Genomic DNA, 16,370 nt, shown 5'->3' with positions numbered 1-16,370 from the left:
AGACGATCGAGCCGAACGATTAATTGGCCACGACGGAAACCGTCTGCCGATTGAACGCGCTCTTCACCTCGAATTCAACGCGGCCATCGACCAGCGCGAACAGAGTGTGGTCTTTGCCCATGCCGACATTGTGACCGGCGTGGAACTTGGTGCCACGCTGGCGCACGATGATGCCGCCGGCCGAAATGCCCTGGCCGCCATACACCTTCACGCCAAGCCGTTTGGCTTCTGAGTCGCGACCGTTGCGCGTCGAGCCGCCGCCCTTTTTCTGTGCCATGTCTGCTACTCCTTAGGCCGAGATCGTTTCGATCTGAAGCTCGGTGTAATTCTGCCGATGCCCCTGATGCTTCTGATAGTGCTTGCGGCGACGCATCTTGAAAATGCGCACCTTGTCGTGCCGCCCGTGCGACAGCACCTTGGCCGTCACCTTTGCACCGTCGACCAGGGGGGTGCCGAACTTGGCGTCTTCACCGTTGACCACGGCAAGCACCTCTTCCAGCACAATGTCCTGACCTACGTCTGCCGGCATCTGTTCTACCTTGATTTTTTCGCCAGCTGCAACACGGTACTGCTTGCCGCCGGTTTTTATGACCGCATACATAGTTCACCTCTGAAAAATCGTGCGTGCCGACTGCCGACCCATTCGATCGACCCGTCAGCCTCAGCACGGACCACCGGACACTCGCAAGGCCAACCACCGCCCTGCTTTTGAGTATGGCCGCATTTGCCGCCACGCAATGTCCGGAAAAAGCCCACAATTCTAGCATCCATTGCGAGTTTCGCCAGACCTGCACCAACATCGTTGCCCGGGTGCCATCGAACAGAGCGTGAAGACGGCAGACCGTGCGCGCTCCTTCTTAGAATGGCTGCACGTCGCAAAAGATCAAAAACTGTCAACCAGCATTCGATTCGCAACTGGCCCATTCATGCCGTTCCCATCCACGCAAACACCCGACATGGCCCGTGCGCCGACGATTCATGACGTCTTTGCGCCGATCAAGGACGACATGGCCTGCGTCGACCAGGCCATTCACGCGCATCTCGCCTCCGAGGTCGCGCTGATCAACACCATCGGCGGCTACATCGTCGCCGGCGGTGGCAAACGGCTGCGCCCTGCGCTGCTTCTGCTCGTGGCCCAGGCATTGGGCTTTCGCGGCACCCAACAGCATGTCATGGCCGCTGTCGTGGAATTGATCCATACCGCCACACTGCTGCACGATGACGTGGTGGATGAGTCATCGATGCGCCGTGGACGTGAGACATCCAACGCGCTTTTCGGCAACTCGGCGAGCGTGCTGGTGGGCGATTTCCTTTATTCGCGCGCATTCCAGATGATGGTTTCCGTCGGCAATATGCGCATCCTCGACATCCTGGCCGACGCCACCAACGTGATTGCGGAGGGCGAAGTCCTGCAACTCCTCAACATGCACGACCCCGAGGTCGACGAGCAACGCTACCTTCAGGTCATCCGGTTCAAGACGGCGAAACTGTTCGAGGCCGCCGCTCGCATTGGCGCCGTGCTGGCCGACTCAACAGTGCAGACGCAAGAACAGTTGGCCCTGGCCGGGCGCAGTTTCGGCACCGCCTTCCAACTGATCGACGATCTACTGGATTACAACGGCAATTCCGCTGAACTTGGCAAGAACATCGGCGACGACCTGCGCGAAGGCAAGCCGACACTGCCGCTGATCATCGCCATGCGTCAAGGCACCACCCCGCAACGCGCCCTCATTGAAAACGCCATTCGCCAGGGCGACACCTCCGTTCTCGATGACGTCATGGACATCGTCCAGAGCTGTGGCGCGATGGAAGCGGTGCGCAAGGCTGCGCAAGACGAAATTCGCATCGCAGAACAAGCGCTCCACCCCTTGCCCGCTAGCCCTGCCCGGCAGGCTCTGCTAGACTTATGCGCTTACTCTTTGGGACGCACGGTCTGATCTCGTTGAAGCAAGATGAGAGCTGTTGCGATTCATTCACGAGATCGGGGTGTAGCTTAGCCTGGTAGAGCGCTACGTTCGGGACGTAGAGGCCGGAGGTTCGAATCCTCTCACCCCGACCAAGATTCAGAAAACGGCCGCCATCGTGTTCACGGTGGGCGGCCGTTTTTATTGGTCGTGTCGCCCGCGCCATCAAGACCGCCACAATCGTGCCGTTACACCTCTAAACTGTGGATTTTTCACGCCATCCACCTTGCGAGGGCGGCGTGAAGGATTTACAAACCCGCTCGGTCGCCCGCATCATGAGGGGCCTATTCTCTGCAGCGCCATGTCAGCCACCACGATTGCCGCATCTGCCTCACCGCCGTCCAAGGTCCTGCCCGGCCTTGCGCACGCTTTGGTGCAGGCCGAACTGCTGCCGCGGACGCTGGTTGAGCAGATTCATCAGCGCAGTCAGGAGACGCGCAGCAGTTTCATTGCCACGCTCATCGGCAGCGGCTCCATGAATGCGCCCGATCTGGCGCACTGGGTGAGCAAGACTTTTTCATTGCCGCTGCTCGACTTGGACGCCTACGACCCGACCCGCCTGGCGACTGGCGCGATCGACTCCAAGATCATCCAGGGCTACAAGGTGCTGCCGCTGCTCAAGCGCGGCAACCGTCTGGTGGTGGCGACCGCCGATCCCGCCGATCACGAGGCCGAGGACAAGATCAAGTTTCAGTCGCAGGCGCAGATCGAGCTGGTCGTCGTCGAATACGACAAGCTGACTCGCATCATCGATCAGGCCGGACAGTCGGCCAACAGCCAGATTTCGGCACTCGTTGGCGAAGACTTCGATCTGGGCGACCTCAGCGACGGCAGCGAAGCCACGGAAACCAAGGACCAACAAGCCGCCGAGGTCGACGATGCACCCGTGGTGCGGTTTCTGCAGAAGATGCTGATCGACGCCATCAATATGCGGGCTTCCGATCTGCATTTCGAGCCCTTCGAGCATTTCTACCGCATCCGGTTTCGTGTCGATGGCGAGCTGCGCGAAATCGCCCAGCCGCCGGCCTCGATCAAGGAAAAGCTCGCCTCGCGCATCAAGGTCATTTCCAAGCTCGACATCGCCGAACGCCGCGTGCCGCAGGACGGGCGCATGAAACTGCGCGTCAGCCCGGAGAAGTCCATCGACTTTCGTGTCAGCACCCTTCCCACCCTGTATGGCGAGAAGATCGTGATGCGGATTCTCGATTCGTCCGCCGCCAAGCTGGGTATCGATGCGCTGGGCTACGAGCCCGAGGAACGCGAAAAACTGGTGCGCGCCATTCACCGACCTTACGGCATGATTCTGGTAACGGGGCCAACGGGCAGCGGCAAGACCGTCTCGCTTTACACCTGCCTGAACCTGCTCAATCAGCCAGGGGTCAACATCTCCACCGCTGAAGACCCCGCGGAAATCAATCTACCCGGCGTGAATCAGGTCAACGTCAACGAAAAAGCCGGTCTAACCTTTGCCAATGCGCTGCGTGCCTTTCTGCGGCAGGATCCGGACATCATCATGGTCGGTGAGATTCGCGATCTGGAAACCGCCGACATCTCCATCAAGGCGGCGCAGACTGGTCACCTGGTGCTCTCCACGGTGCACACCAACGACGCGCCGACCACGCTGACCCGGCTTATGAACATGGGTGTGCCCGCGTTCAACATCGCCTCCAGCGTGATTCTCATCACGGCGCAACGCTTGGCGCGCAAGCTTTGCAGTCAGTGCAAGACGCCGGCCGATCTGCCCGCCGAAACCCTGCTCGAAGCCGGTTTCCAGGAGGAAGACCTCGATGGACGCTGGAAGCCCTACAAGGCCGGCAAATGCAATGCCTGCGGCGGCACCGGCTACAAAGGACGTGTCGGCATCTACCAAGTCATGCCGATTTCCGAGGAAATACAACGCATCATCCTTAATCACGGCACAGCCATGGACATTGCAGAGCAGGCGCGCAAGGAGGGCGTGCGCTCGCTGCGCGAGTCCGGGTTGCTCAAGGTGAAACAGGGGGTCACCTCCCTGGAAGAAATCATCGCCGTGACCAACGAGTAAACGGGGGAAGCACCATGGCTACAGCGACGGCGCGAACGGCGAAGGAAGCGCTTTTCGAGTGGGAAGGCAAGGACCGGCAAGGCAAGCTCCAGCGCGGAGAATTGCGCGCAGGCAGCGAAGCCATCGTTTCGGCCGCGCTGCGACGCCAGGGCATTCTGGTCACCAAGGTCAAGAAGCGTCGGCTGACCAGCGGCAAGGCGATCAAGGCCAAGGACATTTCCACCTTCACGCGGCAGATGTCCACCATGATCAAGGCCGGCGTACCGCTGCTGCAGTCCTTCGACATCGTCGGGCGGGGGCACCCCAACCCGAACATGGCCCGGCTGATCATGGACATCCGCAGCGACGTGGAAACCGGCACCAGCCTGTCCAACGCCTTCCGCAAGCATCCCAAATACTTCGATGCGCTCTACTGCAACCTGGTCGAGGCTGGTGAAACGGCCGGTATGCTCGAACTGGTGCTCGACCGTCTGGCCACGTATCAGGAGAAGTCGCTGGCCATCAAGAGCAAGATCAAGAGCGCGCTTACCTACCCGATTGCGGTGATGGTCGTGGCCTTCGTGGTCGTGTCCATCATCATGCTGTTCGTCGTGCCGGTGTTCACCGAGGTGTTCTCGCAGTTCGGCGCCAGCCTGCCCGCCCCCACCCTGATGGTGGTGGCCATGTCCAATTTCTTCGTGCATTACTGGTACATCCTGTTCGGCACCATCTTTCTTGGCGGGTACTTTTTCCTGCAGTCGTGGAAGAAGTCGGTCAAGATGCAGGAAACCATGGATCGCCTGCTGCTGCGCGTCCCCGTTTTCGGCAAGCTGGTTCGGCTGGGCGCTCTGGCACGCTGGACCCGCACCCTGGCCACGATGTTCGGCGCCGGCGTGCCCTTGGTCGAAGCGCTCGACGCCGTGGGCGGCGCTGCGGGCAATATCGTCTATTTGCGCGCCACCGAAAAGATTCAGCAGGATGTGTCCACCGGCACCAGCCTAACCACGTCGATGCAGACGCAGGGGGTGTTTCCGCCCCTGGTCATTCAGTTGACGTCCATCGGTGAAGAATCCGGCTCGCTCGATTCCATGTTGAGCAAGGCCGCCGATATCTACGAAGCCGAAGTGGACGAGCTGGTGAAAAACCTCTCCGCCCTGCTCGAGCCCATCATCATTGTGTTTTTGGGCGTCATCATCGGCGGCCTGGTGGTGGCGATGTATCTGCCGATCTTCAACCTGGGCAAGGTCGTCGGCTGATGCCCGATTTCAGCGCCGTACCCGTGAGTTTCTGGATCGTGGCCGCCGGGCTGATCGGCCTGGCGGTGGGCAGTTTCCTCAACGTGGTCATCTACCGTCTGCCGGTGATGATGGAGCGGCAGTGGCAGGCCGATGCCCGCGCCACCTTGCAGCCCGATGACCCAGCCCCACCCACCGAACGCTTCGACCTCGCCGCGCCGCGCTCGCGCTGTCCGTCCTGCGGCCATGCCATCACCTGGTGGGAGAACATCCCCGTTCTGAGCTTTTTGTTTCTGCGCGGCAAATGTTCGGCCTGCGGATCGGCGATTTCCTGGCGGTATCCGCTGGTCGAGCTGATCACCGCCTTGCTTACCGCGGCCGTGGTGGTGCGATGGGGCGCAAGCTGGGACAGCATGGCCTACATCGTCTTGCTCTGGGCGCTCATCACCCTGGCCCTAATCGATTTCGACACCACCCTGCTGCCCGACAGCATCACCCTGCCGCTGCTCTGGCTCGGGCTGCTTTGGCATGTGACCCTGCACCCCGCGCAACTCCCGGGCGCGGTGTGGGGCGCGATCGTCGGTTATCTGGCGCTGTGGACGGTGTATCAGGGCTTCAAGCTGCTCACCGGCAAGGAGGGCATGGGCTTTGGCGATTTCAAGCTGCTGGCCGCGCTGGGCGCCTGGTTTGGCGTTGCGGCACTCCTGCCCATCATCCTGCTGTCGAGCATCTGCGGCGCGGTGATCGGCATCGCGCTGCAAATGCTCAAGCTGACCGAGCGCGGAAGGCCTATTCCCTTTGGCCCTTTCCTGGCCGCAGCCGGCATTCTTCTGCTCTTGATCGGACCGGATACGCTGGTGGCGATGCTGCTGCCCCGTGCCGGGGCATGATGAATGCGGCGCGGCTGCGCATCGGTCTCACCGGCGGCATAGGTTCGGGCAAATCGGCGGCGGCCGATTTCTTCTCCCTTCATGGCGCGGCCATCATCGACGCCGACGTGATCGCGCACGAACTCACCGCCCCCGGCGGCGCGGCCATGCCCGCGCTGGTCCAAGCCTTCGGTGCTGATATCCGCAACGACCTTGGCGCCCTGGATCGCGCAGCGATGCGGCAGCGCGTCTTCGCCGACCCGGAAGCACGCAGGCTGCTGGAGTCCATCCTTCATCCCCTCATCGGAGCCGCCATGCGCCAGGCAGCCGCCGAGCGCCCCGGCGACTATCTGGTATTCGTCGTGCCCTTGCTGGTGGAGCATCTGGATCGCTGGCGGCCGCAGATCGACCGGCTCTGCGTGGTCGACTGTCCGCCTGCGCTTCAGCTGGCGCGTGTGCAATCGCGTTCAGGCTTGGCGACCGAGATGATCGAAGCCATCATGGCCACGCAAGCCACGAGCGCGCAGCGTCTGGCCGCGGCCGACGATGTGCTCGACAACAGTGGCGATCTGGCGCACCTCGCACGCCAGGTCGAGGCACTGCATGCGCGCTACCTTTCCTTCGCGCACAAAAATTGAGTTCGGGCGCTGCTTGCATGACAATGCATAGAGTTGCCGCCCGGACTGGCGGCTGGCCAATGGCTGTGTGCCTCTCCTGGATCGGCCCGTGATTCTGTACGAATACCCCCTGCATGAACGTGTGCGCACTTTGCTCAGGCTGGAACATCTTTTCCGCCGTGTCGATGTGCTGCAGCAAAGCGCGCTGCCGGAGCATCATCATTTCGCCCTGATCACCCTGTTCGAAATCCTGGATGTCGCCGCCCGTCAGGACCTCAAGGCCGACATTCTCAAGGAGCTCGAGCGTCAGCGGCAGACCTTCATGGCCTATCGGGGCAACCCGTCGGTGGCCGAGACGGTGCTCGACGCCGTTCTCGGCGAAATCGAACAGGCCTTTCAGTCGCTCAGCCAGCAGCAAGGCAGGGTCGGCCAGAACCTGCAGGACAACGAGTGGCTGATGGCGATCCGCAGTCGCGCCAATATTCCTGGCGGCACCTGCGAGTTCGACCTCCCGGCTTATTACGCCTGGCAGCACCTGCCCCAGCAGCAGCGCCAGAGCGATCTGGCGCGCTGGTTGCAGGGATTCGCGCCGCTTGCCAGCAGCGTCGAGCTGCTTCTGCGTCTGCTGCGCGACGCCGGCAGCACGCGCAAGCTCCAGGCCGTGGGTGGCAGCTATCAGCAGCAGCTCGCGGGCAAGACTTACCAGCTGCTGCGGCTGCGCATCGATGGCGCGCTCGGCCTGGTGCCCGAAATCACCGGCCACCGCCTCATGGTTTCGGTGCGCTTCATGCAGCCCGATTCCGATTGGCGCATGACGCCCAGCACGGGTGAGGTGCCCTTCGACATGACCCTCTGCCCGTGACATGACCACGCCTTCGACCAAGCCCTCGTCGACCACCCAACGCAAGGTGCCCTGCCCGCACTGCGGCACGCTCACGGTGTACAGCACGGACAATCCCTGGCGCCCCTTTTGCAGCGAGCGCTGCAAATCGCTTGACTTCGGCGCCTGGGCCAGCGAGAGCTACCGGGTGCAGGCGAGGCCCGATGCCGCCGATATCGAAGCGATGGAGCAGGAACTGGAGCGCAGCGCCCAGGCCCCGAAGCAACGTCACTGATCTGGCTCAGAGCGTTTCAAACGCTCCTCGGCCAGCCACTCCAGCACCGGCAGAGCACCCGGCAGCACCGGGCCGACCGTGACGGGCAGGGACTGCCACGACAACTGTTGACCCTCGAGGCCCAGCGGCTCGCCGTCCCATGCGGTGATGCGGCAGAACTGCAGATCGACCAGGGCGTGGGGATAGTCCACCCGCAGGCTCTTCCAGAACTGGGCCTCGCGCACGCGCACCCCGAGTTCCTCCTCGAACTCACGCGCCAGAGCGTGCTGCAGCGATTCACCGGCTTCGAGCTTGCCGCCTGGAAACTCCCAATATCCGGCATACGGCTTGCCCTGCGGACGTGAGGCCATGAGAAAGGCTCCGTCCTGCCGCAGCATCAGCCCGACCGCAACCGCGACGGGCTCGCGCTGCGCCTTGGGCTGACCGCTCACTTGCCGCCGCGCCCTGCCCAGTCGCGGGCGAACTGCCAGGCCACGCGGCCCGAACGCGAACCGCGCTCCAGCGCCCAGACCAGCGACTCCTGCAAGGCCTTGTCCATCTGCCTGTCGCTCACGCCGAAGGCGCGCAGCCAATGCTCGGCGATGCGCAGATACTCGTCCTGGCTGTAGGGATAGAAACTCACCCACAGCCCGAAGCGCTCGGACAGGGAGATCTTTTCCTCGACCACCTCGCCGGGATGGATCTCGCCATTTTCCAGATGCTTGTAGCTCAGGTTTTCCTGCAGGTATTCGGGCATCAGGTGCCGTCGGTTGGAGGTCGCATAGATCAGCACGTTGTCGGCAGTCGCGCTCACCGAGCCGTCGAGCACCGATTTGAGCGCCTTGTAACCCGGCTCGCCTTCCTCGAATGAAAGGTCGTCGCTGAACACGATGAAACGCTCGGGCCTGGCCGCGAGCAGGTCGGTAAGCTCGGGAAGGTCGACCAGATCGGCCTTGTCCACCTCGATCAGCCGCAGGCCCTGGCGGGCGAACTTGTTGAGACTGGCCTTCACCAGAGACGACTTGCCGGTGCCGCGCGAGCCGGTGATGAGCACATTGTTGGCCGGCTTGCCCTGGACAAACTGGCGGGTATTGCGCTCGACCTTGCGGCGCTGCTCGTCGATGCCGATCAGGTCGTCATAGGTGATGGGCGAGAGCTTGCGCACGGGCACGAGCTGCTTGCGCCCGCTCTTGCTGATCCAGCGGAACGCGACCGAGTCCTGCCAATCCGGCTCGGACAGGGGCGCGGGCAGCAGCGTTTCAAGCCGGTTCAGCAGGTCGTTGGCCCGCTGGAACACCGCGAGCAGCGGGCCGCTCAGGTCGGCGGGCGTCGACGGCTGATCGCCTGTTTTGGGCGCCTGGGGTCGGGTGGAAGCGGTGCGTCGAGTCGCTGCGGGCATGGTTCGATTCAGGAACGGTAATCAGCATTGATGGACACGTAGTCGTGCGACAGATCGCAGGTCCACACCGTCGCCGCAACGTCGCCGCGGCCCAGCACGATGCGCACGGTGATCTCGGCCTGTCGCATCACCCGCTGGCCGTCTTCCTCGCGGTAATCGGGATGCCGACCGCCGCTAGTAGCCACATGCACGTCGTCGAGATAAAGATCGACGCCATCGACGTCCAGATCGTCCACCCCCGCATAACCCACCGCCGCGAGAATGCGCCCCAGGTTGGGGTCGCTAGCGAAAAAGGCGGTTTTCACCAGCGGCGAATGCGCCACGGCATAAGCCACCTTGCGTGCCTCGTCGCGGCTGCGCGCACCCTCGACCCGCACCGTGATGAACTTGGTCGCGCCTTCGCCATCGCGCACGATGGCCTGCGCCAGCCGCTGCGCCAGCGTGGTGAGCGCGGCCTGCAGCGCCTTGGCCTGAGGGCTGTCGGCGCGCGTGATCGGGGGCAGGGAGGATTTGCCCGTGGCGATGACGATGAGCGAATCGTTGGTCGAGGTGTCGCCGTCGATGGTGATGCTGTTGAACGAATCGTCAGCCGCGGCGCGGGTGAGCTGCTGCAGCACTTCGGGGCTGACGGCGCAGTCGGTGGCGATGAAGCCGAGCATGGTCGCCATGTTCGGGCGAATCATGCCAGCCCCCTTGCTGATGCCGCTCAGCGTCACGGTCACCCCATCGATCACCACCTGAAGGCTGGCGGCCTTGGGCAGGGTGTCGGTGGTCATGATGGCCTGGGCGGCATCGGCCCAACCCTCGCTGCGGGCAGCGGAAATCGCCGCGGGCAAGCCCGCGAGCAGACGCTGCATCGGCATAGGCTCCAGAATCACCCCGGTGGAAAACGGCAGCACCTGCTCGGGACGCACACCCAGCAGGCTGGCCAGTTCCACGCAGGTCTGCCGCGCATCTATCAGACCCTGGGCGCCCGTGCCCGCATTGGCACAGCCGGTATTGACGACCAGGGCGCGCATGTCATGGCCGCCGGTGGTCTGAAGATGCTCCCGGCAGACCTGAACCGGGGCGGCGCAGAAGCGATTGCGGGTGAACACGCCGGCCACGCTCGCACCGGGCGCAATCTGCACCACGGTGAGGTCTTTGCGTCCGGGCTTGCGGATCTGCGCCTCGGCGACGCCCAGCAGAACGCCCTCGATGGCCAGCAGCTGGCTGGGTTCAGGGGCTTGAAGGTTCACGGCCATGACAGACTCTCCACAGGGTGAGGGAAGTGAGGGTGGGCAGCGTGCAGCCCCGCAGCCGGACTGTTGAGGTCAGCTCAGCTTGCCGTGGCAATGCTTGTATTTTTTGCCGCTGCCACAGGGGCAGGGGTCGTTGCGGCCGACCTTGGGGTAGGGGTTGTCCTGCGGCGTGGCGCCTGCCGCGGCCGCGCTTACGGCCATGCCGGCCAGCGCCGCCTCGGTGGTGTCGAGCACGGAAATGCCCGAAGCTGCCTCGGCATGCTGGAAATTGACGTGCAGACGCTGGGCTTTCTGCTCCAGCCCCTCGGCGGCCTGCTCGGCCTGCTCCGGGCTTTGCACCTGCACCGTCATCAGCACGCGGGTGACGTCGGTTTTCACCGAGTCGAGCATCATGCCGAACAGCTCGAAGGCCTCGCGCTTGTATTCCTGCTTGGGCTGCTTCTGCGCGTACCCACGCAGGTGAATGCCCTGACGCAGATGGTCGAGTGCCGAAAGATGCTCGCGCCATTGCTGGTCGAGCGTCTGCAGCAGTACCACGCGCTCGAACTGCGCGAAATTCTCTTTCCCGACGAGTTCGACCTTGGTGGCGTAGGCGCTGTCGGCGGCTTCGAGCACGCGCTCGAGCACGTCTTCGTCGGTCATGTTTTCGTCCGACTCCAGCCAGGCCTTGAGCGGCAGGTCGATCTGCCACTCGTCTCGAAGCACCTGTTCAAGGCCAGGAATGTCCCACTGCTCTTCCATGCTCTGCTCGGGCACATAGGCTCGCACCAGATCGGCAAACGCGCCCTGGCGCAGCGAGGTGATCTGTTCGCCGACCTCCTTGGAATCGAGCAATTCGTTGCGCTGCTGGTAGATGATCTTGCGCTGCTCGTTGGCGACGTCGTCATACTCCAGCAGTTGCTTGCGGATGTCGAAGTTGCGCGCCTCGACCTTGCGTTGCGCCGATTCGATCGAGCGCGTCACCATGCCGGCCTCGATGGCTTCGCCTTCGGGCATTTTCAGGCGTTCCATGATGGCCTTGACCCGGTCGCCCGCGAAAATGCGCATCAGCGGATCGTCGAGCGACAGGTAGAACCGCGTCGATCCCGGGTCGCCCTGGCGACCGGAGCGGCCGCGCAACTGATTGTCGATACGGCGGCTCTCGTGGCGCTCGGTACCGATGATGTGCAGCCCACCCGCGGCGATCACCTTGTCGTGCAGCGACTGCCATTCGCTTTTGAGAGTGTTGACCTTCGCTGCTTTCTCGTCCGCGGACAAGTTGGGGTCGGCCTCGATGATCTCGCACTGTTTCTCGACATTGCCGCCGAGCACGATGTCGGTGCCACGGCCTGCCATATTGGTGGCGATGGTGATCATGCCGGGCCGTCCGGCCTGGGCCACAATCTCGGCTTCGCGCGCGTGCTGCTTGGCATTGAGCACCTGGTGCGCGAGCTTTTTCTGATGCAGCAGCGAAGACAGTTTTTCGCTGCTCTCGATCGAGGTCGTGCCCACCAGCACCGGCTGGCCGCGCTCGAAGCAGTCGCGGATGTCCTCCACCACCGCCAAGTCGCGCTCGTGCGCCGTCTTGTAGACTTTGTCCTGCGCATCCTTGCGGCGGATGGGCTTGTTGGTCGGGATGACCACGGTTTCCAGCTTGTAGATTTCCTGGAACTCGAAGGCCTCGGTATCGGCGGTGCCCGTCATGCCGCCGAGCTTGGCGTACATGCGGAAGTAGTTCTGGAAGGTGATCGAGGCCAGAGTCTGGTTCTCGCTCTGGATGTCCACGCCTTCCTTGGCCTCCACCGCCTGGTGCAGGCCGTCTGACCAGCGGCGGCCCGCCATGATGCGGCCGGTGAACTCGTCGACGATGATGACCTCGCCGTTCTGCACCACGTAATGCTGATCGCGGTGATAGAGATGATTGGCGCGCAGGGCTGCATACACGTGGTGCATCAGCAGGATGTTGGCCGGGTCATACAGCGTGGTGCCCGGCGGAATCAGCCCCATCTCGCTCAGGATAGCCTCGGCCTTCTCATGGCCCGATTCGGTGAGAAAGACTTGATGCGCCTTCTCGTCGACGGTGAAATCGCCCGGCTTTTCCACGCCCTTGCCGGTGATCGGGTCTTCCTCGCCGATCTGGCGCTCCAGCCGCGGGACGATGACATTGATCTTCTTGTAGAGCTCGGTGTTGTCGTCGGCCTGGCCGGAGATGATGAGGGGCGTGCGCGCCTCGTCGATGAGGATGGAGTCGACTTCGTCGATCAGGGCATAGTTCAGGCCGCGTTGCACCCGCTCGCCCGGCTCGTACACCATGTTGTCGCGCAGGTAATCGAAGCCGTATTCGTTGTTGGTACCGTAGGTCACGTCGGCGGCGTAGGCGGCCTGTTTCTCCGGCTTGGTCATGTTGGGCAGGTTGATGCCCACCGTCAGGCCCAGGAAGTTGTAGAGCCGACTCATCCATTCGGCGTCGCGCCGCGCCAGATAGTCGTTGACCGTGACCACATGCACACCCTTGCCCGACAGCGCGTTGAGGTAGACGGGCAGCGTGCCCACCAGGGTCTTGCCCTCACCGGTGCGCATTTCGGCAATCTTGCCGTGATGCAGCGCCATGCCGCCGATCAGCTGCACATCGAAGTGGCGCATCTTCAGCGCGCGCTTGCCGCCCTCGCGCACCACGGCGAAGGCTTCGGGCAGAAGATCGTCGAGGCTGCGGCCGCCTGCGACATGCTGACGAAACTCCGCCGTCTTGGCCCTCAGTTCATCGTCGCTGAGTTTCTCAAATTGAGGTTCCAGGGCATTGATGCGATCGACCACGCGTCGGTACTGGCGCAGCAGACGCTCATTGCGGCTGCCGAACAGACTGGTGAGGAATTTGACTGGCATGGGAAGGCGGACTCCAGGCCCGCGGTCTTGAGTGTGTTTGAGGGAATACCGCCGCAACGCACGCGCGGCCGGTCCTCCGAGAACATTTCATTGTATGCGTGCGGTTTTGGCGCACACTGAATGGCACAATGGGGCTTGATTCGCCGATTGCCAGTCCGTTCCCTGCGCTCCATGTCCGCCCCACGCCCTTTCGCAGCCTCGACGACCACCGCATTCGCCCCCAGGGGCGCGGCGTCGCTCTCGGCCTGGGCGCGGGTGACGCAGCCCATCGCCGCTTTGCAAGATGCCGCGACCGAGTCGCATCAGATGTGGCAGTGCGTGCAGCCGTTGCTGCCCGTGGCGCTTTTGGGCGGCATCAGGGCCGGGCGCTGGCAGGACGGGGTTTGGAGCCTGACGGCCAGTTCCAGCGCGGTCGCCGCCAAGCTCAGCCAGTTCAAGCCGACGTTGCTGCAACGGCTCGGCGCGCAGGGCCACGCTGTGCGCGACATTCGCATCCGGGTGCAACCGCTGCCTGCTCAGGGCGTGCCAGTCGCTGCTGATGAACCGCAAAACCTCTGTCCGCCTGCGGTCAGGACGCGGTTGCAGGAACTGCTGCATCGCAGCGGTTGAAGCTCCACGCCATCAGAACGCGAGCGCGGGAACGGTACGGAACCCCGGCGGGGCGTGGCTGGCGTCGTCGAAGCTGACGATCTCGTAGCTGGATTCATCGGCGAAGAGCTCGCGCAGCAGCAGATTGTTGACCGCATGGCCGCTGCGGAAGGCGCTGTACGCCCCGATCAGCGCCTTGCCCGCCACGTACAGATCACCGATGGCGTCGAGGGTCTTGTGTTTGACGAATTCGTCGTCGAACCGCAGACCCTCCTGGTTGAGGACGCGGTACTCGTCCATCACGATGGCGTTTTCCATGCTGCCGCCCAGGGCGAGTCCGCGTTCGCGCAGGGTCTCGACGTCGCGCATGAAGCCGAAGGTACGGGCACGCGCAATGTCTTTCACATAGGAATCGCGCCCCAGGTCGAACACGGTGGACTGCGCGGTCTGGTCGACGGCGGGGTGATCGAAATCGATGTCGAAGCTCAACTTGAAGCCATCGTAAGGCTCCAGGCGGGCCCATTTTTGGTCGGCGCCCTGACCCAGTCGGAGTTCCACCGGCTTGCGCACGCGGATGAATCGTTTGGGCGCGTTCTGCAGCGCAATGCCCGCCGACTGCAGCAGATAGACGAAGGAGGATGCCGAGCCGTCGAGGATGGGGATTTCCTCGGCGGTGACGTCGATGTACAGATTGTCGATACCCAGCCCGGAACAGGCCGAGAGCAGGTGCTCGACGGTGTGGATCTTCACATCGTCACGACCCAGGGTGGTGGCCATGCGGGTATCCACCACGGCGAACGGATTGAGAGGAATCTCGACCGGCTCACTCAGATCGATGCGGGTGAAGACGATGCCGGTATCGGGCGGAGCTGGGCGCAGGGTGAGTTCCACCCGCTCGCTGCTGTGCAGGCCCACGCCGACAGCGCGATTGACGGATTGAAGGGTGCGTTGCGCCAACATGGCCATTAGTTATTGAAACGGTGTTTCTGATTGCGAGGTTCTATGCATTTTAGACGCCCGGACCAAATCCTGCTGCCAGCCCGACGAAGACGGCGCCGCGAGCGCCCTGACAGGGAGGTGATCTGTCAGGGCGTTGCAGCGCGCCGTTCTCTGGCGCGGCGGCGACAGCGTCACGCGGAGTCGGGTCACTCCGTGGAGGGCGGAACGGCGCTGCGGCACGGCGCAAGCCGTGGCAGTGCGTCACCGCGTCCGGTCGCGGTCGCGTCTGGATGATGACTCAGTCGGCCTGCTTGCGCAGGAAGGCCGGAATCTCCACTTCGTCCATCCCGCTTTGCATCAGTGCGTTGACATGCGCCGACGGCGCGCCCCGTCCGCTGCGCCAGATAGCGGGAGACTGCAGCGGGTCTGCACCGCCCTGCATGCCGTAAGCCGCGGTCATCACCGGGCGGTTGTCGGTGCCGGTGCGAATGACGGTCAGTTCCGGCGCTGCCTTTTCCGCCTTGCCGCTCAGGCCGGTGGCCAGCACGGTGACGCGCAGCGAGTCGCCCATGCTGGGGTCGTTGACGGTGCCGAAGATGATGTTCGCATCCGGCGAGGCATAGGCACGGATGGCGTTCATCGCCTCGCGGGTTTCGCCCAGACGCAGCGAATCGTCAGCGGTGATGTTCACCAGCACGCCCTTGGCACCCGAGAGGTCCACGCCGTCGAGCAGCGGGCAGACCACGGCCTGCTCGGCCGCCAGACGGGCGCGATCGGGGCCGCTGGCCACCGCGGTGCCCATCATGGCCTTGCCGGGCTCGCCCATCACGCTCTTCACGTCCTCGAAGTCGGCGTTGATCAGGCCGGGCACGTTGATGATCTCGGCAATGCCGCCGGTGGCGTTCTTCAGCACATCGTTGGCTTTGGCGAAGGCCTCCTTCTGGCTGATGTCTTCGCCGTAAACCTCCAGCAGCTTCTCGTTGAGCACGACGATGAGCGAGTCGACGTTGGCCTCCAGCTCGGCCAGGCCCTGTTCGGCGTTGGTCATGCGCTTGGAGCCCTCGAAATCGAAGGGGCGCGTGACCACGGCCACGGTGAGGATGCCCATCTCGCGGGCGATCTTGGCGATCACCGGGGCAGCGCCCGTTCCCGTACCCCCGCCCATGCCAGCGGTGATGAACAGCATGTGCGCGCCTTCGAGCGCGTCGCGGATCTGGCCGCGCGCCTGATCGGCCGACTCGCGTCCGACCACCGGCTTGCCGCCTGCGCCCAGGCCCGTCTTGCCCAGTTGCAGGAACTGATGCGCGCTGGAACTCTTGAGCGCCTGGGCATCGGTATTGGCGCAGATGAACTCCACGCCACGCACGCCCGAGGCGATCATGTGTTCGACGGCGTTGCCGCCGCCACCTCCAACACCGATGACCTTGATGTTGGTTCCCTGGTTGAACGCGCTCTGAGCGTCGTTCTCGATCATTTCAAAAGCCATGTCACACCTCCGTTGAAAACCAGCTGACGCACCCTACGCCCGCCGAACACACT

General features: G+C 63.4%; 16 protein-coding genes and 1 tRNA gene. 9 read left to right on the top strand and 8 right to left on the bottom strand.

All coding sequences use genetic code 11. From position 1 onward, the window contains the following. Positions 1 to 19 precede the first annotated feature (19 nt). Both rpmA and rplU read right to left on the bottom strand, forming a co-directional pair. Entirely contained in the window at positions 20 to 277 is a 258-nt protein-coding gene (gene rpmA / locus ASC45_RS05690; RefSeq protein WP_055450053.1) for a 50S ribosomal protein L27, read from the bottom strand. Between the two features lie 12 nt (positions 278 to 289). Then, entirely contained in the window at positions 290 to 601 is a 312-nt protein-coding gene (gene rplU, locus ASC45_RS05685) for a 50S ribosomal protein L21 (protein ID WP_013104730.1), read from the bottom strand. 355 nt (positions 602 to 956) lie between these two features. On the opposite strand from rplU, the gene ASC45_RS05680 reads away from it, so the two are divergent. The 8 genes from ASC45_RS05680 (at position 957) to ASC45_RS05645 (ending at position 7,823) form a co-directional block, all read left to right on the top strand. After that, positions 957 to 1,937 carry a polyprenyl synthetase family protein gene (locus ASC45_RS05680; protein WP_055450052.1) on the top strand — a complete coding sequence of 327 codons (981 nt, stop codon included), beginning with the start codon at positions 957 to 959 and terminating at the stop codon, positions 1,935 to 1,937. Between the two features lie 45 nt (positions 1,938 to 1,982). Next, positions 1,983 to 2,059, top strand: a tRNA-Pro gene (locus ASC45_RS05675). A gap of 206 nt (positions 2,060 to 2,265) precedes the next feature. Next, positions 2,266 to 4,008: a type IV-A pilus assembly ATPase PilB gene (pilB, locus tag ASC45_RS05670; RefSeq protein WP_055450051.1), complete on the top strand. Its 1,743-nt coding sequence runs from the start codon at positions 2,266 to 2,268 to the stop codon at positions 4,006 to 4,008. A 14-nt stretch (positions 4,009 to 4,022) separates the two neighbouring features. Further along, positions 4,023 to 5,243 carry a type II secretion system F family protein gene (locus ASC45_RS05665; RefSeq protein WP_055450050.1) on the top strand — a complete coding sequence of 407 codons (1,221 nt, stop codon included), beginning with the start codon at positions 4,023 to 4,025 and terminating at the stop codon, positions 5,241 to 5,243. After that, complete coding sequence (locus ASC45_RS05660) at positions 5,243 to 6,112, top strand: prepilin peptidase (protein ID WP_055450049.1); 870 nt, start codon at positions 5,243 to 5,245, stop codon at positions 6,110 to 6,112. Before ASC45_RS05665 ends, ASC45_RS05660 begins: the two co-directional genes overlap by 1 nt. Beyond that, entirely contained in the window at positions 6,109 to 6,729 is a 621-nt protein-coding gene (coaE, locus tag ASC45_RS05655) for a dephospho-CoA kinase (protein WP_055450048.1), read from the top strand. Before ASC45_RS05660 ends, coaE begins: the two co-directional genes overlap by 4 nt. A gap of 88 nt (positions 6,730 to 6,817) precedes the next feature. Continuing rightward, the gene (gene zapD, locus ASC45_RS05650; protein WP_055450047.1) at positions 6,818 to 7,570 is read left to right on the top strand and encodes a cell division protein ZapD; all 753 of its coding nucleotides are present in this window, start codon (positions 6,818 to 6,820) and stop codon (positions 7,568 to 7,570) included. Position 7,571: 1 nt separating this feature from the next. Further along, the gene (locus ASC45_RS05645; RefSeq protein WP_055450046.1) at positions 7,572 to 7,823 is read left to right on the top strand and encodes a DNA gyrase inhibitor YacG; all 252 of its coding nucleotides are present in this window, start codon (positions 7,572 to 7,574) and stop codon (positions 7,821 to 7,823) included. Here ASC45_RS05645 and ASC45_RS05640 read toward each other — a convergent pair. From ASC45_RS05640 to secA, 4 genes are all read right to left on the bottom strand, one after another. After that, entirely contained in the window at positions 7,817 to 8,254 is a 438-nt protein-coding gene (locus tag ASC45_RS05640; RefSeq protein ID WP_055450045.1) for an NUDIX domain-containing protein, read from the bottom strand. The genes ASC45_RS05645 and ASC45_RS05640 overlap by 7 nt on opposite strands. Beyond that, complete coding sequence (locus ASC45_RS05635; protein ID WP_055450158.1) at positions 8,251 to 9,120, bottom strand: ATP-binding protein; 870 nt, start codon at positions 9,118 to 9,120, stop codon at positions 8,251 to 8,253. Before ASC45_RS05635 ends, ASC45_RS05640 begins: the two co-directional genes overlap by 4 nt. A gap of 89 nt (positions 9,121 to 9,209) precedes the next feature. Then, a complete protein-coding gene (gene argJ, locus ASC45_RS05630; protein ID WP_055450044.1) occupies positions 9,210 to 10,445 on the bottom strand; it encodes a bifunctional glutamate N-acetyltransferase/amino-acid acetyltransferase ArgJ in 1,236 nt (411 codons plus the stop codon). Between the two features lie 69 nt (positions 10,446 to 10,514). Further along, positions 10,515 to 13,304, bottom strand: coding sequence for a preprotein translocase subunit SecA (secA, locus tag ASC45_RS05625; protein WP_055450043.1), 2,790 nt, complete (start codon positions 13,302 to 13,304; stop codon positions 10,515 to 10,517). A 171-nt stretch (positions 13,305 to 13,475) separates the two neighbouring features. On the opposite strand from secA, the gene ASC45_RS05620 reads away from it, so the two are divergent. Then, complete coding sequence (locus tag ASC45_RS05620; protein WP_245609963.1) at positions 13,476 to 13,913, top strand: DciA family protein; 438 nt, start codon at positions 13,476 to 13,478, stop codon at positions 13,911 to 13,913. Positions 13,914 to 13,925: 12 nt separating this feature from the next. Here ASC45_RS05620 and lpxC read toward each other — a convergent pair whose 3' ends face one another. Both lpxC and ftsZ read right to left on the bottom strand, forming a co-directional pair. Then, on the bottom strand, positions 13,926 to 14,852 hold the full coding sequence (gene lpxC, locus ASC45_RS05615) for a UDP-3-O-acyl-N-acetylglucosamine deacetylase (RefSeq protein WP_055450157.1): 927 nt from the start codon (positions 14,850 to 14,852) through the stop codon (positions 13,926 to 13,928). Between the two features lie 277 nt (positions 14,853 to 15,129). Continuing rightward, positions 15,130 to 16,317 carry a cell division protein FtsZ gene (gene ftsZ / locus ASC45_RS05610; protein WP_055450042.1) on the bottom strand — a complete coding sequence of 396 codons (1,188 nt, stop codon included), beginning with the start codon at positions 16,315 to 16,317 and terminating at the stop codon, positions 15,130 to 15,132. Positions 16,318 to 16,370 lie beyond the last annotated feature (53 nt).

The organism is Thiomonas bhubaneswarensis (assembly GCF_001418255.1).
Taxonomy (GTDB): domain Bacteria; phylum Pseudomonadota; class Gammaproteobacteria; order Burkholderiales; family Burkholderiaceae_C; genus Thiomonas; species Thiomonas bhubaneswarensis.
The sequence above is the reverse complement of the archived record's forward strand: the minus strand, read 5'-3'. Positions and strand labels throughout refer to the sequence as shown.